The organism is Pannonibacter sp. Q-1 (genome assembly GCF_054073275.1).
Genome location: NZ_JBSXNB010000011.1, coordinates 104,471 through 126,687, shown reverse-complemented (window position 1 = coordinate 126,687; position 22,217 = coordinate 104,471). Strand labels below are relative to the sequence as shown.

At 60.5% G+C, this 22,217-nt stretch carries 18 protein-coding genes; 14 read left to right on the top strand and 4 right to left on the bottom strand.

Going from position 1 to position 22,217, the window contains the following annotated elements; genetic code table 11:
- From ACVNHC_RS23540 to neuC, 6 genes are all read left to right on the top strand, one after another.
- On the top strand, window positions 1-210 hold a 210-nt coding region (locus ACVNHC_RS23540), incomplete at its 5' end, for a hypothetical protein (protein ID WP_457169779.1).
- Window positions 186-1,547 (top strand): protoglobin domain-containing protein, encoded by a 1,362-nt coding sequence (locus tag ACVNHC_RS23535; RefSeq protein ID WP_457169778.1) that lies wholly within the window; start codon window positions 186-188, stop codon window positions 1,545-1,547. The genes ACVNHC_RS23540 and ACVNHC_RS23535, both read left to right, overlap by 25 nt.
- 184 nt (window positions 1,548-1,731) lie before the next feature.
- Window positions 1,732-3,597 carry a tetratricopeptide repeat protein gene (locus ACVNHC_RS23530; protein WP_094462079.1) on the top strand — a complete coding sequence of 622 codons (1,866 nt, stop codon included), beginning with the start codon at window positions 1,732-1,734 and terminating at the stop codon, window positions 3,595-3,597.
- 6 nt (window positions 3,598-3,603) lie between these two features.
- On the top strand, window positions 3,604-4,284 hold the full coding sequence (locus ACVNHC_RS23525) for an acylneuraminate cytidylyltransferase family protein (protein WP_457169777.1): 681 nt from the start codon (window positions 3,604-3,606) through the stop codon (window positions 4,282-4,284).
- Between the two features lie 5 nt (window positions 4,285-4,289).
- Window positions 4,290-5,327, top strand: a complete 1,038-nt coding sequence (locus ACVNHC_RS23520) for an N-acetylneuraminate synthase family protein (RefSeq protein ID WP_050471200.1) — start codon at window positions 4,290-4,292, stop codon at window positions 5,325-5,327.
- A complete protein-coding gene (gene neuC / locus ACVNHC_RS23515; RefSeq protein ID WP_457169776.1) occupies window positions 5,324-6,448 on the top strand; it encodes a UDP-N-acetylglucosamine 2-epimerase in 1,125 nt (374 codons plus the stop codon). The genes ACVNHC_RS23520 and neuC overlap by 4 nt, the downstream gene beginning before the upstream one ends.
- Window positions 6,449-6,477: 29 nt before the next feature.
- On the opposite strand, the gene ACVNHC_RS23510 is transcribed toward neuC, so the two are convergent.
- Both ACVNHC_RS23510 and ACVNHC_RS23505 read right to left on the bottom strand, forming a co-directional pair.
- Window positions 6,478-7,188, bottom strand: a complete 711-nt coding sequence (locus tag ACVNHC_RS23510; protein WP_050471198.1) for a class I SAM-dependent methyltransferase — start codon at window positions 7,186-7,188, stop codon at window positions 6,478-6,480.
- Between the two features lie 5 nt (window positions 7,189-7,193).
- Window positions 7,194-8,891, bottom strand: a complete 1,698-nt coding sequence (locus ACVNHC_RS23505) for a Rieske 2Fe-2S domain-containing protein (RefSeq protein WP_050471197.1) — start codon at window positions 8,889-8,891, stop codon at window positions 7,194-7,196.
- Between the two features lie 220 nt (window positions 8,892-9,111).
- On the opposite strand from ACVNHC_RS23505, the gene ACVNHC_RS23500 reads away from it, so the two are divergent.
- Complete coding sequence (locus tag ACVNHC_RS23500) at window positions 9,112-9,807, top strand: TylF/MycF/NovP-related O-methyltransferase (RefSeq protein WP_050471196.1); 696 nt, start codon at window positions 9,112-9,114, stop codon at window positions 9,805-9,807.
- A gap of 114 nt (window positions 9,808-9,921) precedes the next feature.
- On the opposite strand, the gene ACVNHC_RS23495 is transcribed toward ACVNHC_RS23500, so the two are convergent.
- Window positions 9,922-10,734, bottom strand: a complete 813-nt coding sequence (locus tag ACVNHC_RS23495) for a ferredoxin--NADP reductase (RefSeq protein ID WP_019962670.1) — start codon at window positions 10,732-10,734, stop codon at window positions 9,922-9,924.
- Between the two features lie 328 nt (window positions 10,735-11,062).
- Here ACVNHC_RS23495 and ACVNHC_RS23490 point away from each other — a divergent pair, with 328 nt between their 5' ends.
- From ACVNHC_RS23490 to folD, 6 genes are all read left to right on the top strand, one after another.
- Window positions 11,063-12,109, top strand: coding sequence for a GlxA family transcriptional regulator (locus tag ACVNHC_RS23490; RefSeq protein WP_050471195.1), 1,047 nt, complete (start codon window positions 11,063-11,065; stop codon window positions 12,107-12,109).
- Between the two features lie 291 nt (window positions 12,110-12,400).
- On the top strand, window positions 12,401-12,886 hold the full coding sequence (locus ACVNHC_RS23485; protein ID WP_119396615.1) for a molybdopterin-dependent oxidoreductase: 486 nt from the start codon (window positions 12,401-12,403) through the stop codon (window positions 12,884-12,886).
- A gap of 32 nt (window positions 12,887-12,918) precedes the next feature.
- Entirely contained in the window at window positions 12,919-14,913 is a 1,995-nt protein-coding gene (locus ACVNHC_RS23480) for a putative bifunctional diguanylate cyclase/phosphodiesterase (protein WP_457169775.1), read from the top strand.
- Between the two features lie 87 nt (window positions 14,914-15,000).
- Window positions 15,001-16,671, top strand: coding sequence for a formate--tetrahydrofolate ligase (locus ACVNHC_RS23475; protein ID WP_457169774.1), 1,671 nt, complete (start codon window positions 15,001-15,003; stop codon window positions 16,669-16,671).
- A gap of 207 nt (window positions 16,672-16,878) precedes the next feature.
- Window positions 16,879-18,099, top strand: coding sequence for an AGE family epimerase/isomerase (locus ACVNHC_RS23470; RefSeq protein ID WP_457169773.1), 1,221 nt, complete (start codon window positions 16,879-16,881; stop codon window positions 18,097-18,099).
- Window positions 18,100-18,235: 136 nt separating this feature from the next.
- Complete coding sequence (folD, locus tag ACVNHC_RS23465) at window positions 18,236-19,147, top strand: bifunctional methylenetetrahydrofolate dehydrogenase/methenyltetrahydrofolate cyclohydrolase FolD (protein ID WP_457169772.1); 912 nt, start codon at window positions 18,236-18,238, stop codon at window positions 19,145-19,147.
- A 318-nt stretch (window positions 19,148-19,465) separates the two neighbouring features.
- On the opposite strand, the gene ACVNHC_RS23460 is transcribed toward folD, so the two are convergent.
- On the bottom strand, window positions 19,466-19,828 hold the full coding sequence (locus ACVNHC_RS23460; RefSeq protein WP_457169771.1) for a type II toxin-antitoxin system PemK/MazF family toxin: 363 nt from the start codon (window positions 19,826-19,828) through the stop codon (window positions 19,466-19,468).
- Between the two features lie 537 nt (window positions 19,829-20,365).
- Between ACVNHC_RS23460 and ACVNHC_RS23455 the strand changes: the two genes are divergently transcribed.
- A complete protein-coding gene (locus tag ACVNHC_RS23455) occupies window positions 20,366-22,216 on the top strand; it encodes an autotransporter assembly complex protein TamA (protein WP_457169770.1) in 1,851 nt (616 codons plus the stop codon).
- The last annotated feature ends 1 nt before the right edge of the window (window position 22,217 follow it).

Genomic DNA, 22,217 nt, shown 5'->3' with positions numbered 1-22,217 from the left:
TGCCAATCTCGTCAGCGTCCTGCAAAACTGGTGGTTCAAGTAAAACTGAAAACGCTATCTATGTCAGCCCCTTATTTAATCCAAGCCAGATTTCATCATAAATCAAACTTGCCCTTTCCATTTGAGTTAACGGTTCCTTCAAGAGACTCGCTCTACCGTGACAGCATCTCAACCGAGGATGCATCATGTTGTACAATGACGAGGAAATGAGGGGCCGTCTGAGCTTCGCAAGGATTGACGCGGAGACGAAGTCGACCCTTACGGAACTCTGGCCTTTCGTCCAGAAGGCACTGCCGGCCGTGCTTGACGGCTTCTATTCCCATCTCAAGTCACAGCCGAAGATGGCGGCTCTTGTCGGAAATCGCGAGGACATGCTCAAGAAGGCCCAAGGCGGTCACTGGGCCAAGCTGTTCTCCGGCCGGTTTGACCGGGATTATTTCGAGAGCATAGACCGCATTGGCCGGGCCCATGTCCGCATCGGACTGGAGCCGAAGTGGTATATCGCAGGCTATCAGTATGTCCTGAACGAGCTGGTCAGCATCGTCCTGAAGAAGCACCGTTTCTCTCAGCGCAGGGCACTGACCGCCGTGCAGGCGCTCAACAAGGCAGTGCTGTTCGACCTGGATCTTGCCATTTCGACCTATCAGAACGTTCTGATGGAGCTGCAACAGGAACAGGAACGGCAGATCAGCCACGCCATCGACACTTTCAAGGTCAAGGTGGACGCCTCCATGGCGGAGGTGAGCAACAGCGCTGAAAAGGTGACCCGTCAGGCCATGTCCCTGTCTGACATGTCCGTTTCTGCGAACGCAGAGGCCTCTGAAGCTGCACATTCCTCTGTCCAGACAACCAGCAATATCCAGACGATCGCCGCAGCGACGGAAGAACTGTCCAGTACCATCGCCGAGATTTCACGCCAGGTCACCGGCGCCTCGGATGTGGCGCGCAGGGCGAATGGCGAGACGAACCGGACCTCTGCCGAAGTCGGGCGCCTGTCCGATTCGGCCCAGAAGATCGGTGACGTCATCAGCCTCATTCAGGCCATTGCAGAGCAGACCAATCTCCTCGCCCTCAACGCGACCATCGAGGCCGCCCGCGCTGGCGAAGCCGGACGCGGATTTGCGGTCGTGGCAGCCGAAGTGAAGGAACTGGCGAACCAGACCTCCAAGGCGACGGAAGAGATTTCGTCCCAGATCTCCGCCATCCAGTCGGCCACCCAGAACGCCGTGAAGTCGATCAATGCGATTTCCGACACGGTGAAGGAAGTCGACAACATGACGGCCACCATCGCCGCTGCGGTGGAGCAGCAGGGTGCGGCAACGCGCGAGATTTCGTCGAACATCCAGAGCGCAGCCTCCGGCTCCCAGTCTCTGGCCGGCAACGTTGACCGTGTGGCCGGCGCCATTGCCCAGACAGGCACCGCCGCCGCAGATTTCCAGGTGGCGGCCGATGGCCTCAAGAGCTGCTCGGCGCAGATCGGGGATGATGTGCGCCACTTCTTCGAGAACCTGCAGAAGATTGCAGCTGCGGCCAGCAAGGCGGCCTGAAGACTTCTCTTGAAAATCCACAGGCAGGCCCCCTGGGCCTGCCTGTTTGCGTCAAGCATTGGCCACTGCACTCTTTCCAGGGGCAAATCAGCGGCAGAACAGGCGAATGCGGACAGCTCACCCATTTCCGAGCTTTTCTTGCTAGACTTTGCGGAGTGATTCTCCGAAGTCAGCGGATGGACGAATGAGCTTCAAGCCGGCAAATGCCGCCACCACGACACTCGACACAATGCGCAAGGCCGTGGCCCTGCAGCAGGCCGGTGAAGTCGAGAAAGCGCAGCGGCTTTACAAAACCGTCCTGAAGAAGAACCCTTCGTCTCCGGATGCCAACCACCTTCTGGGTGTCTGCTACCGGCAGCTGGGCTTCCCCAAACGGGCAGTGGAGTTCATCCGCAAGGCCATTTCCCTCGCCCCGGACCGCGCCCCCTATCATGCCAATCTGGCACGCGCGCTCTCTGACCTTGATGAAGAAAACCATGCCGATGTGCTGGCTGCAGCCGAACGGGCCGTGGCGCTGGATCCCAGGCTTGCCGAAGCGCAAAGCCTGCGTGCCGTGGCCATGACCAAACTGGACCGGGAGACTGAGGCAGAGGAAATCTTCAAGCAGATTGTCGCGGATCATCCAGGCTACGGAGATGCCTACCGCAACTATGGCGTTCTGTTGCGGGATCAGAAGAAGTTCCATCAGGCCGTTGAGTTCTTCGACAAGGCCATCCAGATCGATCCCAGCAATTCCGACATATGGGTCCAGCGGGCCCGCTCAAGACTTGAAGCAGAGCAGTATGACAAGTCAGGCGAGGAACTGAGGCTTGCTCTTCAACTCTTCCCCGGGGACGATGATCTCCAGCATGAAATGGCACGGCTGCTGTTCCGGATCGGCGAAGCATCGGATGCCCTGCCCTTTGCAGAAGCTGCCATGGCAGCGAAACCGCAGGATGTTGCAAGGCATGTCACCCTGGGGGTCATTCTGCAGAGCATGAACCGGTCCACGGACGCGATAAGGGTCCTGCGGAAGGGCATCGAACTGGCGAATGGCGACCTTCCGGTTGCGGAGTGGAATCTCGCCCTAGCCTATCTGGGAGCGGGCAACATTGCAGAGGGCTGGAAGCACTATGGTGCCCGCTTCAAGGCGGAAATCACATCCTGCCTCAACCGCAAGTTCCGGAAGCCCCAATGGGATGGGTCTGATCTGACCGGCAAGACGATCATGATCTGGAATGATCAGGGGGTTGGCGACTGCCTTCGCTCCGGCACGCTGATTGCCGACATCATGGAGATGGCGGACAAGGTGATCATCGAGGTGCCGAAGAAACTGGTCGCACCTTTCGAGCATAGTTTCCCGGATGCCCTGACACGCACACCGACGTTTGAATCCATCACCCTGATGGCCACCACCGATGACTATGACTGCCAGATCTCCTCGGCAGATCTTCCGCGCTATATCCGCAATGATCTGGAGTCTTTCAAGAAAACACGGCATCCCGTGTTCAAGATCAACACCGGGCGCGCCCGTGAACTTTACCGCCGGATTCCTGACGCCGACAAGAAGCCGGTTGTCGGTGTCTCATGGCGCTCCAGCAAGCTGGCCCCTGCCCGTGCGAAAAATTACCTTTCGGTGATGGATTTTGCACCGGTTGTCGAGACGAAAGATATCGTCTTCGTCAATCTGCAATATTCCTGCATCGACCGGGAAGTTACTTATCTTCAGGAAGGGCGTGGCGCAAATCTTATTCACTTTGCCGACATTGACCAGATGAACAACATCGAGGATGCTGCTGCACTTGCCTCATGCTGTGATCTTGTCATAACGGCAAACACAAGCGTGTCAGACATTGCCGGCTGCTATGGCATGCCCTGCTGGACCTTCGGCGACGATATCAGTCATTACATGTTTGGGCAGGAGCAGACACCCTGGTTCCCCAGAACAACCTACACGAAACTGAAGCCTGGCCAGCCTGTCATTGAGCTGATCCCTGGCCTGGTTTCGCGGCTGGAAGCATGGAAGACAGAATTCTCTCCCGAAGAGCGCATGAAGCGCCTGCAGCTGTGAGGCATCATGGCAGCGCCCACGCAAGTCACCGCCATCATTCCTGCAAGGGCCGGGTCAAAGGGACTGCCGGGCAAGAACATACGGCCGCTGGCCGGCAAGCCGCTGTACCGGCATAGCGTCGATGCTGCGCTCGCCGCCGGAATCGGCCGTGTGATCATCAGCACCGATATCGGTGAGATCTTCACTCATGACCTGCCCCCGCAGGTGGAATGCATCCGGCGCCCGCCGGAACTGGCAACGGACAGCACGACGATGGCGGAGGTTCTGCGCGACCTCTTACCCAGCGCAGGCGTCACTTCAGGCCTTGCCGTTCTGTTGCAGCCCACGTCACCGCTGCGCAAGGCCGAGACCGTGCGCAAGGGCATCGGCCTGTTCCGGCAAGGGGACGCCAGCATGGTCATGAGCGTATCTCCGGCAGATTCCGCCGTGCTGAAGTGGGGTTTTGCGGAGGGAGACCGGTTCGTGCCGCTGGTTTCTCCAGATTTCTGCTTTGCGAACCGGCAGGACTTGCCGGCCCTGATTAGGCCGAATGGCGTTCTCTATGTTTTTGATGCGGCGCAGTTCATCGCAGATGGCAACTTTTCCGCTGCATCGATCCGCGTTCTGCCGGTTACCGCGGACGAGGCTCAAGACATTGATACGGCTGAAGATTTTCAGCGCTGCGCAGATCTGATGGCGAAGGGATAACTGACGTGAAAATCGCTCACAGAGACATTGGTCCCGCGCATCCCCCGCTGGTGATTGCCGAGATCGGTATCAATCATGGCGGCAGCCTTGATGTTGCCAAGGCCATGGTGCGCGCTGCAGCCCAGAGCGGCTGCGAGATGATCAAGCACCAGACGCATATCGTCGAGGACGAGATGACGGATGAGGCCAGGGAGATTTTTCCGCCCAATGCCGATGTCTCGATCTTCGAGGTGATGCGCCGCTGCGCCCTCCCGCTGGAGGCGGAGAAAGAGCTGAAGGCCTATACCGAAAGCCTCGGCCTCATCTACATCTCCACGCCCTTTTCCCGCGCGGCCGCCGATTTCCTCAACTCCATCGATGTGCCCGGCTTCAAGATCGGCAGCGGTGAATGCGATCATCTGCCGCTGATCCGGCACATTGCCGGTTTCGGCAAGCCGGTGATCATGAGCACGGGCATGCAGACGCTGGAGAGCATCCGCCCCTCGGTCGAGATCCTCGACAAGGCCGGCATTGGCTATGCCCTGCTGGAATGCACGAACCTCTATCCCTCCCCGCCCGAGATCGTTTCCCTCAGGGGGGTGACGGATCTGAAGGCGGCATTTCCCAATGCAGTTGTCGGCTTCTCCGATCACAGCATCGGCCCGGAGATGGCGCTGGCGTCCGTGGCGCTGGGTGCCTGTATTCTGGAGCGGCATTTCACCGACACGCGCTACCGCAAGGGTCCGGATATTTCCTGTTCCATGGACCCGTCCGAACTGCGGTTTCTGATCGAGCGCTCCCGGGAGATCCACATCGCGCTTCACAACGAGAAGAAGCGCACGGCGCCGGAGGAAGATGTCTACCGCTTCGCCCGCGGATCCGTTGTGGCAGACCGGGATCTGCCGGAAGGTCATGAGATCACCGAAGCCGATATCTGGGCGCGGCGGCCGGGCAATGGCGAGATCCCCGTCTCGCAGTTTGACGATGTCGTTGGCCGCAAGCTGAAGCTTGCGGTCAAGCGCAATCAGCAACTGCGCTGGAGCGATCTGGAGCCCCGCCAATGACAATACGCAGGCTCCTGTTTCTGACCGGCACCCGGGCCGACTTCGGCAAGCTGGAGCCGCTCGCCATCGCCGCACGAGATGCCGGCCACGAGGTGACTTTCTTCGTCACCGGCATGCATATGCTGGAAAAATACGGCCTCACCCGCAACGAAGTGCAGCGGCTGCCGGGCGTGGTCAAGCACGAATTCATCAACCAGCGGCTGGGCGATCCGCAGGACATCATCCTGTCCAAGACGATCCTCGGTCTTTCGGACTGGGTGCATGAGAACAGGCCGGATCTGACCATCGTGCATGGCGACCGGATCGAAGCCCTTGCCGGAGCGCTGGTCTGCGCGACCAATTACATCCGCTGTGCCCATATCGAAGGCGGTGAGGTGTCCGGGACGATTGACGAGGTCTACCGGCATTGCAACACCAAGCTCTGCACCTATCATTTCGTCAGCTCGGAGGCTGCAAGAGCGCGCGTTCTGACGCTTGGTGAGGAGCCTGGCACGGTCTTCAACATCGGCTCGCCGGAGCTGGACTTTCACGGCGGGTCCTCCGGCGTCACTCTGAACGAGGTACGCCGCCGCTATGCTATTCCCTTCAAGGATTACGGGATTGCGGTGTTTCATCCGGTGACATCGGAGCGGGACACGATCGGCGCGCAGGCGCAGAGCCTCTTCTCTGCCCTCTCCGCGAGCGGCCGCAACTTCATCGTCATCTCCCCGAACAATGATCCCGGTTCAGAGGATATCTTTGCTGAGATCGAGAGGCTGGATCCGGGGCGCTTCCGGCATCTGCCGAACATGCGCTTTGCCTATTTTTCCGAGCTGATGAAGAACGCGGCTGCCATCATCGGCAACTCCAGTGCCGGTGTGCGTGAAGCCCCGTTCCTAGGCATTCCCAGCCTCAATCTCGGCACCCGGCAGCTCAACAGATCCGTGGCGCCAACCATCACGGAAGCCTCAGCCTTCGACCGCGAGGCCATCGCGGATTTCCTGACCAACAGATGGGGCCAGCGCTTCGCCTCCGACCGCAGCTTCGGGCAGGGCAACTCGGCGGCCCGTTTTGTTGAGATCCTGAATGGTGCCGGCTTCTGGGATGCCCCGCTGCAGAAGCACTTCTACAGCGCGGGATAGCTGATGCTCCTGACCAGCTTCTGCTTTTTTCAAGACGTGATGCGTTGCGCCACCGCGTGATACCGGGAAGCGTGCGCCGAGACGGTCAACACCGTGCGCCGGACCAGCACCAGCTCCTGCAATTGGAACTGCCCCTCAAGCAGCCGTGAAATCTTGTCTGGATCGAAGTAGCTCTGGACCGTGCCAAACTCATGGTCTTTGGAGACGGTCAACTCTCCGGTAAACCCCGGCTTCCGCAGCTCGCTGTCTTCCGGGCTGATCAGATCAAGATAGAACAGGGCGCCGGGCTTCATCACCCTTGCAATTTCCTCCATGGCCGCTCTGGCATGCTCGAAGGGCATGGAATCAAGAACCGCATGGGAGACAGCCGCATCAAAAAAGCCATCCTCGAATGGCAAACTACGCCCGTCGCCGCAAATCAGACGCTCTTCTGCATCCCCGCAGCCGGCAGCTGAAAGCCAGCTACGGCCAGCCGCAATAGCCCTGTCAGACAGATCAATGCCCCGGCCATCCAGCCCGAGGTCCAGCGCAAGGCCGACATGACGGCCAAGGCCGCAGCCGAAGTCCAGAATGCGGGAAGCGGGGCCAAAGCCCTCCATGTATTGCACCGTATCCAGACCGGTACGCTTGGCCACGTGACGGGCAAAAAAACGGATCACTTCCTCATTGGGATAGAAAAGAAAGTTGCCGCCACGGTCATAGGCGGCGTTCCATTCATTACGTCTCGTGTCCTGTTGCATGCGTCTCACACCACGAATTCATGTTGAATATTGATACAGGCGTCGCACGCGAGCGAAGCGCGCTTGACCTTGTCGTTCACGTAGACATTCGAAAAATGATACCAGAAGTCTGAGTGGTAGATATTGGGCTGGCGCTTCACCCGGCACTGGAAACCGATCGACAGATCTTCCCAGGGCAGTCCAAGCCGGATGACCCGGATGAACTCGTTACGGCGGATACGCAGCGACAAAAACCGGTCCAGGCTGAGAAGATATGCTTCATAGTCAGCGCGGTTGAGCGGCGTAACGCTTCCCGGACCTTTTTCGTCGAAACGGCAAAAAAAGGCCTCCTCCCCTTCCTCAAACGCATCATCCGTCAGGCGAACGAGAAGGTTAAGGGGCTTGGCATAGCCTGAGCCGAGGAAATAAGTGGCAACTTCAGCCGGATCGAGCGCAGATCCGCCCGGCGGCGGCGCAGCCAGATAGGCCTCCATTGGTGCCTGATCCAGAACGGTCCCACTTCGGGGCAGGCTTGTCCTGAAATCCCGTCCCTCGAACAGAAAACGCGTATCTACGGTCACATCCAGCAGCCGGACCCCCAGATCCTCACAGATGGCGCTGTAGTCAGAAACCGCGTTTTTCCGGTTATGCTCCTTGATGTAACTGTCCCGCGGCGCGGCTTCCGAGAAGAACCCAGCGTAAGGGAGAAAGGCAGCCGGAGCCGCCTTCTCAAGGATCCGAGACGCCAGATATCTGACCGTGTTGCGATTGCGGATGATGATCTGCTGACGTTCGCGCTCATCATAATTGTCGAAGCAGAGGGGAAAGCCGCTCGCCCCGCTGGCAAAGGACGAGGCAAAGACGGTCAGCCCCTCGGGGAAGCGGTAAAAGTCGATGAAGTTGGCATCCACCGCCAGCAAGGCACTGAAACCGCCAATTTCCACCAGTAGGCCGCTGTCATCACGGAAGTCTCCGCTTTTCAGCACCGAAAGGGAGATTTCCGCCACATCGTCGCGCAAGGCGGCATCAAAAGGGGCAGCCAGAATGCTGACAAAGCCCAGATCCTCCAGATAGCGGGCTGTCGACCCGCTGTCGAAGGCCGGTGTCAGGATGGGCATGTCCTTGCGCACGCGCTCCAGAGTTTCCCGGTGAAGATGGTCCGGGTGATTGTGAGAGATATAAAGAAAATCACAGGCGTTGATCTTCTCAAATGCACCGGCAGGCGATGGCAATGCCAGCCACCAGCCATTGCAGAAAGCAGGCCCCAGCAGCCAGGGATCCGTCGCAAAGCTCAAGCCCTCTGTACGGATGATGAGGCAGGCGTGGTTGAGAAACTCAATCTCAACCGGCAGCGGCTTTGAATATCCTGCCAGCGAGCGCGACATGGACTTCAGGGCAAAACGCACCGGTGCTGCTGACGCAGGATCATCCACAGCCACCACCAGAGGCACCTTGGTGCATTCCACATTTTTGTAGCGCCCGGTCGCAGCATCCAGTTCCCAGCCGTGCATGGGGCAGGAGACACGGCCGTTGTTGAAGATCAGGCGCCCGCCATTATGGTCGCAGATCCGGTCATAGACACGGATCTCACCGCCGCCGCGAAAGATGATCCAGTCGTCCGCATGGCTGATACCTTCCGGCACAGAGCGCGGGTCAATCTCTTGCGGCTGCTCGCGCATGGCAAAGGCCGCGGGCACGATAGAAAACCTGTCCCAAACCGCCATTGCCGCACCTTTCCGGTCTCGCCCGCTGCCGAAGCGGTGGAATCACTTCAGCCTCTTCCACTACGGCATAAGATAGCTTAGGCGGGCTCCACCCGGACATACAGGGAAAAACATAGAGAAAACCGGCAGGCTCGACGTAATCTCTTTGGGCATCTGACGATTCTGGCGTCAGACGCACGCGGCCGTACCGGTCACCCGCACATGCTAGGGGAGAAGGCAGATGACACAGGGCACGGACAGCATTCAGGGCCTGTCGCCCGGCAAGGTCTGGGACTACGAGAACGGCTTCTACTGGTTCTCCGATCCAAGCCGCCTCAACAAGATGCTGGCTCATTACGAGCTCTACCAGAGGATCACAGGCCTTCCAGGAGATGTGCTGGAACTCGGCGTCTTCAAGGGCCTGTCCCTGATCCGCTTCGCCCAGTTCCGCGCCTTGCTCGAAACCGAGGCTTCACGCCGCATCATCGGCTTCGACGCCTTCGGAGACTTTCCGGCGGAGGGGCTGTCTGATCCATCGGACCACAAATTCATCGAGAAGTTCGAGACGGAAGCAGGAAAGGGACTGTCAAAAGCCGAATTGGCCGCCATTCTGGAGGCAAAGCGGATCGGCAATGTGGATCTGGTGGAAGGCAACGTGTTCCAGACCCTGCCGGACTACCTGGCCCGCAATCCGCAGCTTCGCATATCCCTGCTGCATCTCGACATGGATGTGGGCGAACCCACGCGTTTTGCGCTGGAACAGCTGTTTGAGCGGGTCGTGCCGGGCGGGCTCGTCGTCGTGGATGACTATAACGCTGTTGCGGGAGCAACCAATGCGGTGGATGAGTTCCTGAGAGCAGCGGGAGGCGCAGCTGCGAGTCTCAGCTTGCAGAAACTGCCAAACTACCGCGTACCCGCCTTCTTCGTCCGGCCCTGACCGGGCCGGACGTACTTTCAGACCGGAGTATCATACCAAGGCTTTCGATGCTGGCGCATCACGCCGCATAGGCTCGACCAGGTCCCGTTGAGCCAAGCTCGTCAGGATCTGATCTCAGCCCACAAACGCCCGTTCCACGACGAATTCGCCGGGCTTGTTGTTGGCGCCTTCGTTGAGGCCGGCCTTTTCGAGCAGGGCCTTGGTGTCGCGGAGCATTTCCATGGAGCCGCAGATCATGCCGCGGTCGATGGCCGGGTCCAGCGGCGGAACACCGAGATCCGTGAAGAGCTTGCCGCTCTCGATCAGATCGGTGATGCGGCCCTGGCGCGGGAAGTCCTCGCGGGTGACGGAGGTGTAATGCACCAGCTTTTCGCTGGCGAGTTCACCGATCAGCGGATCGTTCTTGGTTGCCTCGACCAGTTCCTCGCCATAGCGCAGTTCTGCGACTTCACGGCAGGTGTGGGTCAGGATGACCTGATCGAACTTCTCGTAGGTTTCAGGATCACGGATCAGGCTGGCGAAGGGGGCAATGCCGGTGCCGGTGGAGAACATGTAGACGCGCTTGCCGGGCGTCAGGGCATCGTTGACCAGCGTGCCGGTCGGCTTCTTCTTCAGAAGCAGCGCGTCGCCCGGCTGGATCTTCTGCAGATGCTGGGTCAGCGGGCCATCCGGCACCTTGATGGAGAAAAACTCCAGTTCCTCATCCCAGGACGGGCTGGCGATGGAATAGGCGCGGTAAAGGGGCTTGCCGTCGATCAGCAGGCCGATCATCACGAATTCGCCGGAGCGAAAACGGAATGCGGCAGGCCGCGTGGTGCGGAACTTGAACAGGCGGTCGGTGTAATGCTTGACCTCCGTCACTTCCTGCACGAAGGCGCTCGGGCCTGCGACAGCTTCCAGGTCGGCGGGTTTGGCAAGAACGTTCATGGCGGTCCAGTCATGTTACGCCGCGACACTTCACGTCGACGGCCAGTCCATTGGAACGGCCCGCACAAGCACATGAGAGAGAGTCGTCTCCTCACCGGCAAGGCACGAGCTATTGTGGCGTATCACCTACCACTTTCTTCGCCTTGATATGAAGCAACAACCGCCCAGGAAAACGCCTTCCGCATAAAAAAAAATCTATTCGCCCGGGCGTTTTAGGAACGGTTTCCGCAAGCCTCCGATTTCTCAGATTTTCATTGACAGGCAAACCAATGATAGCGCTCCATACCGGAAAATACATAATCTTCCAGAGTTAAGGGTGCCGCGTTCCATGTCCAATTCCGGTCCGCAGCCGCACAGGTCAGATCTCGATGGGCAGACCATTGCCCTCGTCCTCTTCGACCGGTTTTCGATGATTGCCTTCACCTCCGTCGTTGAACCGCTGCGCCTTGCCAACCGGGTTCTGGGGCGGGAGTTTTACCGCTGGCGCACTTATTCCCTGGATGGAGCGGCGGTCACCGCCTCGAATGGCTGTGAGATCAGCGTGAACCATAGCATCCGCGAACTGGAGGATGCGGATATCACCCTGCTGTGCAGCGGCATCGATGTGGAGCGGCTGCCGCTGGACAAGGAACTGGGCACACGGCTGCGGAAGCTGAATTCACGCGGGCGCACCTTCGGCGCCATCTGCACCGGCGCCTATCTGCTGGCCCGCTACGGCCTTCTGGAGGGGCGGCGCTGCACGCTGCACTGGGAGAACCTGCGCTCCTTCCGCGAGGAATTTCCCGGCGTGGACGTGTCCTCCGACATTTTCGCCATTGACCGCAACTGCATCACCTGCGGCGGCGGCATGGCCTCTCTGGACATGATGCTGCGGCTCATCGCCATCCGGCACGGGGCTGCGCTGGCGCATGAGGTTGCCGAGGTGGCCCTCTACCAGAACATGCGCTCGGGCGAGAGCGCGCAGCGCCATGACATCGAGGCGCGCACCGGCATCTCCAATGCCAAGATCCTCGAAGCCATCCGCATCATGGACATGCATATCGAGGATCCCCTTTCCTGCCAGCAACTGGCGATGACGGTGAACCTGTCACCCCGCCAGCTGGAGCGGTTGTTCCGGCGCCATTTCAACTGCACTCCGGGGCAGTACTATCTGAAACTGCGCCTCGAGACGGCCCGTGACCTTCTGCGGCGCACCTCACGTGCCGTGCTGGATGTGGCCATTGCCTGCGGCTTTGCCTCCACATCGCATTTCACCAAATGCTACCGGGAACGCTTCCTCGTCACCCCGACGGAAGAGCGCAACACCTATCAAGGCGGCAACCGGGCTTCGCGCAGCACGCGCATGCAGCTCCGGCAGGCAGCTGTGCCGGTCTGAATCCACCTGAAAGACCTGAGATCATGACAGCCGCGTCAGCCCCCCCGTCTGGCGCGGTGCATTTCTCGTGATGCGTGTATAATTTATCCAAGTGCGCCAAATTTTACCATTTCCTTAGCGAATTGACCTATTACCAGCACTGCAGCCCCGGGAACGCGCTTCCCCTTTGGGAATGCACCCTTTGACGTTAGGTCACAAAAGGATAATTGCCTAAAATTTTACCGGTTTCCTTTACCCAGTCTTGGATGGGAAAAGGCTACTCTAATTTTATTCATATTGCGGAGAGTTCCGATGCGTCTCCTTACTGTCATTTTTGCCAGCGTTCTTTTTCTCATCTCATTTTTTCCAGCGGCATCAACAGCTTCCGGCGCACCCACTATACTGACGATTGACGGAAAACTCCCCTCAGGCCCCATCGCCATGACAATGGATGAGATTGAGGCCTTGGGGCTGGAGAGCATGACAACGGTTACGCCCTGGCATGATGGTCCGGTAACGTTTGAAGGTGTTCCCTTTGCAAGGCTCATGGCCCATGCAGGCGTGAAAGATGGTACGGTCGAGGTGATGGCCCTCAACAGCTACTTCGTCCAGATGCCGTTTGACGACGTTGTTCAGGCGAAAGGCCTTCTGGCAACACGGCAGAACGGCAAGCATATGCCCGTGGCAGACAAAGGCCCTCTTTTTCTGATCTTCCCTTTCAGTGACAGGCCTGACCTCAAGACGGAAAGCTACTATTCGCGCGCGGTCTGGCAGATCCGCCAGATCACCATCAGGTAACAAGCCCTCCCCTCTTACTGGTGACTGTTGCCATGACAATATGGTTCCGGCGAATAACTGTTCTACTCTTCATTTGTCTGGCCGCTGCTGCCTTAATCCAGCCCTATATCACAGCAGCCAACCAGAGCGCCGTCATTCAGGCCAAGCGTTACGACATTGCCTGGACCGGCTTCAACGGCCGTCTGGAGGTTTCGACCCTGCGCGAGCTGGTCGCGCGCTATGCAGCGACGGGGGACAAGTCCGCCGCAAGCGAAGCGCAGCTCTACTATCAGATCATGATCGGCCGCATGAAAACCTGGAGCTCTGGACAGTTCCGGATGTTTCTGGAGCTGTCCGCCGAGCGGGTCGCGCGGTTCGAGCAGCTGGCAGCTGATCTGGAGGCGCTTGAACCGCTGTTCGACCGGATCGAAGATCCCGGCGCACAGCTCGAAATCATCGACCGTATGGTTCCGGTCAAGGCCGCTGTCGACCGTATTGGCGGGGAAGCCTATAGCCTGAGCCTTGTCGAGGCAGACAAGATCCGGGAACGGATTCAGACCTCCATGACGGCAGGGCACTGGCTGACCTATGCCCTTCTTGCTGTCGGCGGGGTGCTTCTGGCCAGTCTTTTCCTGCAGAACAGAACGCTGGTAGCCGCCCGGGCCCAGGCGGAGCGTTCGGCAGCCGATCATGCCTTCGTTGCCCGCCACGATCAGCTTACCTCCCTGCCGAACCGCTTGGCCTTTCAGGACTTTTTCCGTGCTGAACTGCAGCGCAAGAGCAGCCGCCCGCTTGCCGTGCTCGCCATTGACCTTGACGGCTTCAAGACCGTCAATGACACGCTCGGCCATGCCGCAGGTGATGCCCTGCTGAACGGCGTCGGCCAGCGGCTCACCAGCATCGTCTCGCTCTGGGAAAATGCCATTGCAGCCCGTTTCGGCGGCGATGAGTTCCTCGTCCTGCTGCGCACGGAGAACGGGCTTCAGGATGCCCGCCAGAAGGCCGAGTTTCTGCTGAAGGCCCTGCGGGAGCCTTATCACATGAAACATGGCACCGTGCTGGTGGATGCCACGATCGGTCTTGCTGTCGATGGCCCCGGGCTTCAGGACCGGACACAGCTCCCCGACAACGCCGATCTTGCCCTCAGCCTTGCCAAGGGCCGGGCCAAGGGAATCGTGCAACTGTTCGATGCCGGCATGCGGGCCAACCTGTCCCGGCGGCGGCAAATCGAAGCCGATCTGCATCCGGCGATCATGGCCGGCGATATTCTCCCCTTTTACCAGCCGCAGGTGGAACTTGGCACCGGACGCATCATCGGCGTGGAGGCCCTGGCCCGCTGGACCCACCCTCAGCTGGGGCGCATCGGACCGGATGAATTCGTGCCGATAGCCGAAGGCTCAGGCAAGGTTGTCGACATGGGCCGCTCCATTCTGCAGCAGGCCTGTTCGGATGCCGCCCGCGTTCTGGGTACGCTGCCTGTGTCGGTCAATCTCTCCGTGGCCCAGATCCTGCGCGATGACCTGCTCGAGACCGTGCGCCAGATCCTGCTCGACACCGGCCTTGCACCAGGGCGGCTGCGGCTGGAAGTGACCGAATCCATTCTGATGAGTGACACGGCACGCTGCATCTCGACGCTCAACAGACTGAAGCAGCTTGGCGTGACGATAGCCCTGGACGATTTCGGCACCGGTTATTCGTCCCTCTCCTATCTGCGCCAGTTCGACTGGGACGAGCTGAAAGTCGACCGCAGCTTCGTGCGGTCCCTGTCTTCGGACCCGCAGAGCAAGTCGATCATCGAAGCCGTAGTCAGTCTGGCGCGCGACTTGAACATTGCGGTGACCGTGGAAGGCGTAGAGACGCTGGAGCAGCAAGCACTGCTGCAGAAGGCGGGATGCTCCAAGGGACAGGGCTATCTGTTCGGGGCAGCCGTGCCGCTGGAAGCGCTCGCTGCCAAGATCATGGATCAGGCTGGCGGGCACGGGCTTTTGACCCAGGATCCAAGCGGCAGAAGCCGGTTTACTGTCATTGACACCCAGGCCAGCTCCTGACCTGAAGAAAGAAGAATTCTCTCCCCCGCAAGCCCCCGGCAGGCTACCAAGGTGAGAAAGCACCAGACTGATTCCAGGGGAGCATACATGGCGAGCGACATTGAGATCGCGCGGGCAGCACACTTGCTGCCGATGAGAGATATTGCTGCGAAGCTCGCCATTCCGGAAGAGGCACTTGAGCCCTTTGGCAAGACCAAGGCCAAGGTCTCCGGCGAATTCATCGCCAATGTGCAGAGCCGCCCGAAGGGTCGGCTCATCCTCGTCACCGCCATCAACCCGACGCCGGCCGGCGAAGGCAAGACGACGACAACCGTCGGCCTCGGCGACGGCCTGTCCCGCATCGGCAAGAAGACGGCCATCTGTCTGCGCGAGCCTTCGCTCGGCCCCTGCTTTGGCGTCAAGGGGGGAGCAGCCGGCGGCGGCAAGGCGCAAGTGGTGCCGATGGAGGACATCAACCTTCATTTCACCGGCGATTTCCACGCCATCACCTCGGCCCACAACCTGCTGGCGGCGCTGATCGACAACCACCTGCACTGGGGCAACGCGCTGGGACTGGACCCGCAGCGCATTGCCTTCCGCCGTGTGATGGACATGAACGACCGGGCCCTGCGCGCCATCGTCACCGGTCTGGGCGGACGGGCCAATGGCACAACGCGGGAAGCAGGTTTCGACATCACCGTTGCCTCGGAAGTGATGGCGATCCTCTGCCTCGCCACGGATCTTGACGACCTGCAGCGCCGTCTTGGCGATATCGTGGTTGGCACTCGCGCGGACCGCAGCCCGGTAACGGCGCGCGATCTGGGCGCCGACGGGGCCATGACTGTGCTGCTGCGTCAGGCCTTCCAGCCCAATCTGGTGCAGACGCTGGAGCACACGCCCGCCTTTGTCCACGGCGGCCCCTTCGCCAACATCGCCCATGGCTGCAACTCCGTTGTGGCGACACAGACGGCCCTGCGGCTGGCTGACTATGTGGTGACAGAGGCAGGCTTCGGCGCGGATCTTGGGGCGGAAAAGTTCTTCGACATCAAGTGCCGCAAGGCGGGCCTTGAGCCGGCTGCCGTGGTTCTCGTTGCAACAGTCCGTGCCCTCAAGATGAACGGCGGCATCGTCAAGGCCGATCTTGGCCATGAGAATGTGGCCGCTGTCGAGGCCGGCCTGTGCAATCTCGGCCGCCACATAGAGAACCTGCGCCAGTTCGGTGTTCCGGTTGTCGTGGCCCTCAACCACTTCACCTCGGACACGGATGCGGAGATTGCCGCCATTACTGCCTATTGCCGCAATCTCGGCGTCGAAGCCATTCTGGCGACCCACTGGGCGGAAGGCTCGAAGGGCACGGAAGCTCTCGCCAACAAGGTGGTGGAACTGGCGGAAGGCGGCAGCGCCCGCTTTGCGCCGCTTTATCCGGATGAAATGCCCCTGACGGACAAGATCGAAACCGTGGCCCGGAAGATCTACCGGGCCGGCTCGATTTCCTTTGACGCCGCCGCCCGCCGCCAGCTGGAGCGCTGGCAAGAAAGCGGATACGGCCACCTGCCGGTCTGCATGGCCAAGACCCAATATTCCTTCTCCGCCAACCCCGCCCTGCTGGGCGCACCGGAAGGGCACACCCTGCCGGTGCGCGAAGTGCGGCTGTCGGCAGGAGCCGGGTTCATCGTTGCCATCTGCGGGGACATCATGACCATGCCCGGCCTGCCCCGCCATCCGGCGGCACTCGACATTCACCTGAATGCGGACGGTCAGGTGGAGGGTCTGTTCTGAGGCGCGGGAGGGATACGCGTTCTCCAGATACGCCAGACCGGTTGCGGATGGATGCACCTTTTCAAGCCTCCGCAAATCAGACAATAACTATGTCCGCTTGTCTGACATCAAGGTTCCGCTGCGGCCTGTCCATGCGGCAGAGGCTGTGCTAGTAGAACTACTGAGAACCGCCGTATGCTGCCGCGCCGCAGAGAACTGGATTGTGCTGTGATATCATCCGCTTCTACGTCTCCGGCACTCGCCGCCATCAAAGATCTCGATCTGCGCCTGAGAACCTGGCTCTGCGGCGCTGCGCTGCCGCTTTGGCTGAAGGCCGGGTTTGATGCGCAGACGGGCCGCTTCGCCGAAACCCTGTCCATAGATGAAGCCCTGGCACCCGTGAGCGGCATGGTGCGCGCACGTGTTGCCCCGCGGCAGATCTACAGCCTGATCGAGGGCACAAGGCTGGGGTTCAAGGACCCTGAAGCGCTCAACATGGCGGCGAAGGGTATGGCGTACTTTCGCGATACCTATCTTGACGAGCGCGATCTTGTGATCAACGCCGTAAGCATCGACGCAAAGACGCGCGACACGGCGTTTGATCTCTACAATCAGGCCTTTGCACTTTTTGGGCTCGCCACTGCAGCCATTGCCTTTCCGGCGCGGACGGCGGATCTGCTGGCACGGGCCGACAGAACCCTTCTGCAGCTCTTGAGAGAATACGCCCACCCGGCAGGCGGTTTTCACGAGGCCAATCCACCGCGCGCGCCGCTCTGCTCCAACCCGCACATGCACATGCTGGAGGCATGCCTTGCCATGGAAGAGGCCGGCGGCGGCATGCGCTGGCGGGATCTGGCGGACCAGATCGCAACTCTTGCCCTCACCCGCTTCATAGATCCGGCGACCGGTGCCCTGCATGAGTTTTTCACGCTCGACTGGTCGCTGCCCGAAGACCCGGCGAAGCAGGCGGTGGAGCCTGGTCATCAGTTTGAATGGGCCTGGCTGCTGCTGACCTGGGCAAGGCGGCGCGGCCGGACGGCGGAAGTCCTGCCAGTTGCTGTCCGGCTTGTGGAGATTGGCGAGACCTGCGGGGTGGATCCGACTCGGGACGCCGCCTTCATGTCCCTCAATGCAGACCTGAGCCCACGCGACACGGTGGCCCGCCTCTGGGGCCAGACGGAGTGGCTGAAGGCGGGCATTGCACTGGCCGAGACACTGGCCGAGACGCTGGCCGAAACACCGAATGGAGAGAAGCGGGAAGAAGCGCTGGCATCCATCCTGCGGGCTGGCAAGGCACTGGAGACCTATCTCGACGTTCCCTTGCGCGGGTTGTGGCGTGACAAGTGGCGCGCGGACGGCAGTTTCGTGGACGAGCCTGCACCGGCGAGTTCGCTCTATCACATCGTCTGCGCCATCTCCTGTCTTGCCGCTTTCGCCCGCACGTTCTGAAGCCGTTCAAAAGCGGCGGCGGAAAGACACGGAAACCGGCCTGAAACCTCTTTTCAGCGCGGGCCTTGCTGCCTATGGTGCGCGCAAATTCAGCCAGCCGGTGCGCCTCCCGCGCCGCTTGTGAAAGACATGACCCATGAGCAAGGCAAACCTCATTGACGGCAAGGCGGTTGCCGCCTCCGTGCGCAGCGAAATTACGGCCCGTGCCGCACGGCTTCTGGCAGAAACCGGCAAGCGGCCAGGGCTGGCGGTGGTGCTCGTGGGGGAGGATCCGGCCAGCCAGGTCTATGTGCGCAACAAGGACCGGGCGGCGGAAGCCTGCGGCTTTCACTCGGTCAAGCACACCTTGGCCGCAAACACGTCCGAGGCCAGCCTGCTGGCGCTGGTGACGCAGCTCAACGAAGACGATGCTATTCACGGCATTCTGGTACAGCTGCCCCTGCCCGGCCATATCGATGAGACCAAGGTGCTGCGCCTGATCCGCCCGGAGAAGGATGTGGACGGTTTCCACCCGGTCAATGTGGGCCTCCTGGCAACCGGTGCCCGTGACACGGCGCTTGTGCCCTGCACCCCGGCTGGCAGCCTCGTGCTGCTGAAGCGCACGCTTCAGACACCGCTCGCCGGCCTCAATGCGGTTGTCATCGGCCGCTCCAACATCGTCGGCAAACCGATGGCCGCGCTGCTGCTCGCCGAAAGCTGCACCGTGACCATCGCCCACAGCCGCACGAAGGACCTTCCCGAAGTGGTGCGCGGCGCAGATATCGTCGTGGCTGCCGTCGGCCGCCCGGAAATGGTGCGCGGCAGCTGGATCAAACCCGGTGCAACCGTGATCGACGTGGGCATCAACCGCGTGCCCGATCCGGCGAAGGGCGAAGGCGCAACAAAGCTCGTGGGAGACGTTGCCTTCGCAGAAGCTGCCGAAGTGGCAGGCGCCATCACGCCCGTGCCCGGCGGCGTCGGCCCGATGACCATCGCCATGCTGATGGCCAACACCCTCACCGCCGCCCGCCGCCAGCTTGGCGTGGCACCAGAGCCGGAGCTGTTCTGAACAGACATTTGCCGGTTCTGCCCACGTTCTTGTCCGGGCTGGGCATTGGGATTTCTGGAAAGAACTTGCAAAAAGGAACATCAGAAAGACCAAAGCCACCCGTGAGGGTGGCTTGGCTTATATGTCCCTGAAACAGGGAGACGGTGACGCGTTCCCACGCCCCGCATATGATCTGAAGATACCGGCATGGTGTCTTTCTGTCAAGAATCGGTGGCCCTTCAGCAGCCCTGCGATCAACGCGCTGGACCAACTCTCGATGAAACAATCTTCATTGAGCGCTCGTATTACCGCCAGCCGGCCAGAAGCGAATGCATCAGTTCAAGAATGGGGGGTCAGCTCGGCAGTCTCAAGCCGGGGAGGCTTTGCATGAATAAAATCAAGGCGTGACGTTGCAACTGTCATGACATGATCGCAGACAACCCAGCAGCGCTTCCCATTGATCTTGTCACTGGCGCCTTGCGAAAGTTCAATGCTGTTTGCATAATTCTCGTTGTCCTGATCTGTTGTGATGGGAAGTATCATCACCTTTCCATGCAAGGTATTTTTCCTTGAGATGATAACGACAGGCCGCTTCTTCCAGAACTCCGGAATATGAATGTGCTCCTCTGGGTGCAGACTGCACCAGTACAAGCTGCCGACCTTCGGAGCAGCCTTGATCTTCACAGGATACTTGATAGCCAATCTTTCTGCCCCATTCCCCTATTGCGGCATCATGATGTCTACACCGGTAACTGCATATGGAAAAAATACACCTTATACCAAGGCACTGAGATGCTGACGCATCACGCCTTGAAATTGCTCAAGCGCCGCACGGGCTTGGCGTGGCACCGGAGCCGGAGCTGTTCTGAGGTTTCCGGTGTTTTCCCTGCCCTGCGGAAGGCTTGCCAGGGTGGTCTCAATCTTTGGAAACTATTGACACTTCTGCGTCAGACTGACACCGGGGATTGGGGTATCTCCGGGCTCCCGTATGGTTAGCAAGAGGCTCGCCAACGGCGTCCGGCCGTGCCATACAGGGGCATGACGCTGCGCTTCGCGCGAGGATATGGGACACGCCGGGAAACAGACCGGCATGAGGTTTGGGACGGTAGCAAGTTGATGCGTCTTCCGTCAGAAGACAGGCTCGGGCCGGATTTCCGGCTCCGCAGCACCACCGCTGTGCCGGCCGCCCGGCAGGTGATGTTGCCGCGTGCTCTCCGGCTGCCTGCGGCATGCCTTGCCGTGACCCTTGTTCTGTCCGCATCACCGCTGGCCACTCCTGTGGCCGCTTTCGAACTGTTTGGCGTGCGCCTGTGGGGCAGCAGCGAAACGGTGGCGCCCGATGCCCTGCCCTATGAGGCCGAACTGAACCTCTCCGGCGGATCGGATGACCTGGAGGACCAGCTGGAATCAGCCTCCGTTCTGATATCCGAGATGAGCTCTCCGCCCTCCGGCAGCGACGGGTTGATCGCACGCGCCCTCAATGATTTCGACAGGCTGGTGGCTCAGCTCTATCTGCAAGGCTTCTACGGCGGCACCGTCAACATCCAGCTTGGCGGGCAGCCCCTGCAGAGCGTGCTGGAGCGGGGAGAAATTCCAGGTCCGCGCCCCGTGCAGGTGTCGGTCAACGTGACGGCAGGACCGCTGTTCACCTTCGGCAACCTTCAGGTTTCCACCGGCGCACCGGGTGTTCCCGACAGCCCTCAGACCTGGGGCCTTGTGCCTGGCGAAACGGCCAACTCCGCCAAGATCGTTGCCGCCGAACGGCAGATCGTCAATGCGCTGCACCAGAATGGCTATCCCAAGGCCCGGATCGCGAACCGCGACATCACCGCCGACCATGCCACCGGACGGCTGGACGTGGAACTGACGGCCGAGGCTGGCCCGGCGGCCACTTTCGGCACGGTGACCGTGGAGGGGACAAACGTCACCGATGCGGCGTTTGTTGCGGAAATGGCCAATATCCCCGAGGGGGAACGCTACGATCCGGGGGTCCTGGCCAAGGCGCAGAAGCGGCTGAATGATCTCGGCATCTTTGCTTCGGTCAGCATGGTCGAGGGCGAGGTTGCCGGAGCCGATGGCAGGATGCCCATCACCATTCAGGTGGCTGAGCGCAAGCGCCATGTGCTGGGCGCTGGCGCCACATGGTCCAGTTCCGAGGGCGGCGGCGTCGAGGCCTATTGGCGGCGGCGCAACCTTTTCGGCAAGGGCGAGCTGCTGAGCGTTGAAGGATCCGTCGGCCGGCTTGGCAACCAGGCGGCCAAGGACATGGAATATGCGGCACGGATCGCCTTCGAGAAGCCCGGCGTCTTCGGGCCGCTGACGAGCTTCTCCACAAGCCTCGGTGCCAAGCAGGAAACGCCGGATGCCTATACCAGCCGGTCGGTCTCGGGCGATGCCTATCTGAGGCGCACTTTCTCGGACCAGCTGTCTGGCCGGGTGGGTGCGCAGGTCAGCTTCATTGACGAGACGGATGCCTTCGGCAACCGCACGTATCTTCTCGCCGGCATCCCGGCGGAACTGACCTATGACACCCGCGACGATGTGTTCAATCCGTCGCGCGGGCTGCTGGCGGTCGCCTTTGCAGAACCAGCCTATGACATCCGCAATGGCAACGGCATGATGTTCATGAAAGGCTCCTTCTCCACCTATGCCGCGCTGGATGATGCCAAACGCTTCATCCTTGCCGGACGTGTGGCGGCAGGCAGCATCGTGGCGCCGGGCGTCGATGATGTGCCGGCAAGCCGCAGGTTCTTTGCAGGCGGCGGCGGCTCGATCCGCGGCTATGCCTACCGCAACACCGGCCCGCGCCGGAACGGGCAGGTCACCGGCGGGCGCAGCATGGTGGAACTCTCCGGCGAGGTGCGCGTTCGCATCACGGAGAGCTTTGGCGTCGTCGGCTTTGTCGATGCAGGCAATACCTACAGCGCCATTGCCCCGGACCTTTCCCGCCCCTTCAAGATCGGCGTGGGCGGCGGCATCCGCTATTTCACGCCGATCGGCCCCTTGCGGCTGGACGTGGCGGTCCCACTTTCGCCGGAAAAAGATGATCCGAAGTTCGGAATCTATCTTGGACTGAGCCAGGCATTCTAAA

Bases quoted from the DNA above. Each gene is read 5' to 3' on its own strand.
- ACVNHC_RS23500 (WP_050471196.1), top strand. From the start codon at position 9,112: ATGACACAGGGCACGGACAGCATTCAGGGCCTGTCGCCCGGCAAGGTC.
- ACVNHC_RS23485 (WP_119396615.1), top strand. From the start codon at position 12,401: ATGCGTCTCCTTACTGTCATTTTTGCCAGCGTTCTTTTTCTCATCTCA.
- neuC (WP_457169776.1), top strand. From the start codon at position 5,324: ATGACAATACGCAGGCTCCTGTTTCTGACCGGCACCCGGGCCGACTTC.
- ACVNHC_RS23505 (WP_050471197.1), bottom strand. From the start codon at position 8,891: ATGGCGGTTTGGGACAGGTTTTCTATCGTGCCCGCGGCCTTTGCCATG.
- ACVNHC_RS23510 (WP_050471198.1), bottom strand. From the start codon at position 7,188: ATGCAACAGGACACGAGACGTAATGAATGGAACGCCGCCTATGACCGT.
- ACVNHC_RS23490 (WP_050471195.1), top strand. From the start codon at position 11,063: ATGTCCAATTCCGGTCCGCAGCCGCACAGGTCAGATCTCGATGGGCAG.
- ACVNHC_RS23525 (WP_457169777.1), top strand. From the start codon at position 3,604: ATGGCAGCGCCCACGCAAGTCACCGCCATCATTCCTGCAAGGGCCGGG.
- ACVNHC_RS23480 (WP_457169775.1), top strand. From the start codon at position 12,919: ATGACAATATGGTTCCGGCGAATAACTGTTCTACTCTTCATTTGTCTG.
- folD (WP_457169772.1), top strand. From the start codon at position 18,236: ATGAGCAAGGCAAACCTCATTGACGGCAAGGCGGTTGCCGCCTCCGTG.
- ACVNHC_RS23495 (WP_019962670.1), bottom strand. From the start codon at position 10,734: ATGAACGTTCTTGCCAAACCCGCCGACCTGGAAGCTGTCGCAGGCCCG.
- ACVNHC_RS23475 (WP_457169774.1), top strand. From the start codon at position 15,001: ATGGCGAGCGACATTGAGATCGCGCGGGCAGCACACTTGCTGCCGATG.
- ACVNHC_RS23530 (WP_094462079.1), top strand. From the start codon at position 1,732: ATGAGCTTCAAGCCGGCAAATGCCGCCACCACGACACTCGACACAATG.
- ACVNHC_RS23535 (WP_457169778.1), top strand. From the start codon at position 186: ATGTTGTACAATGACGAGGAAATGAGGGGCCGTCTGAGCTTCGCAAGG.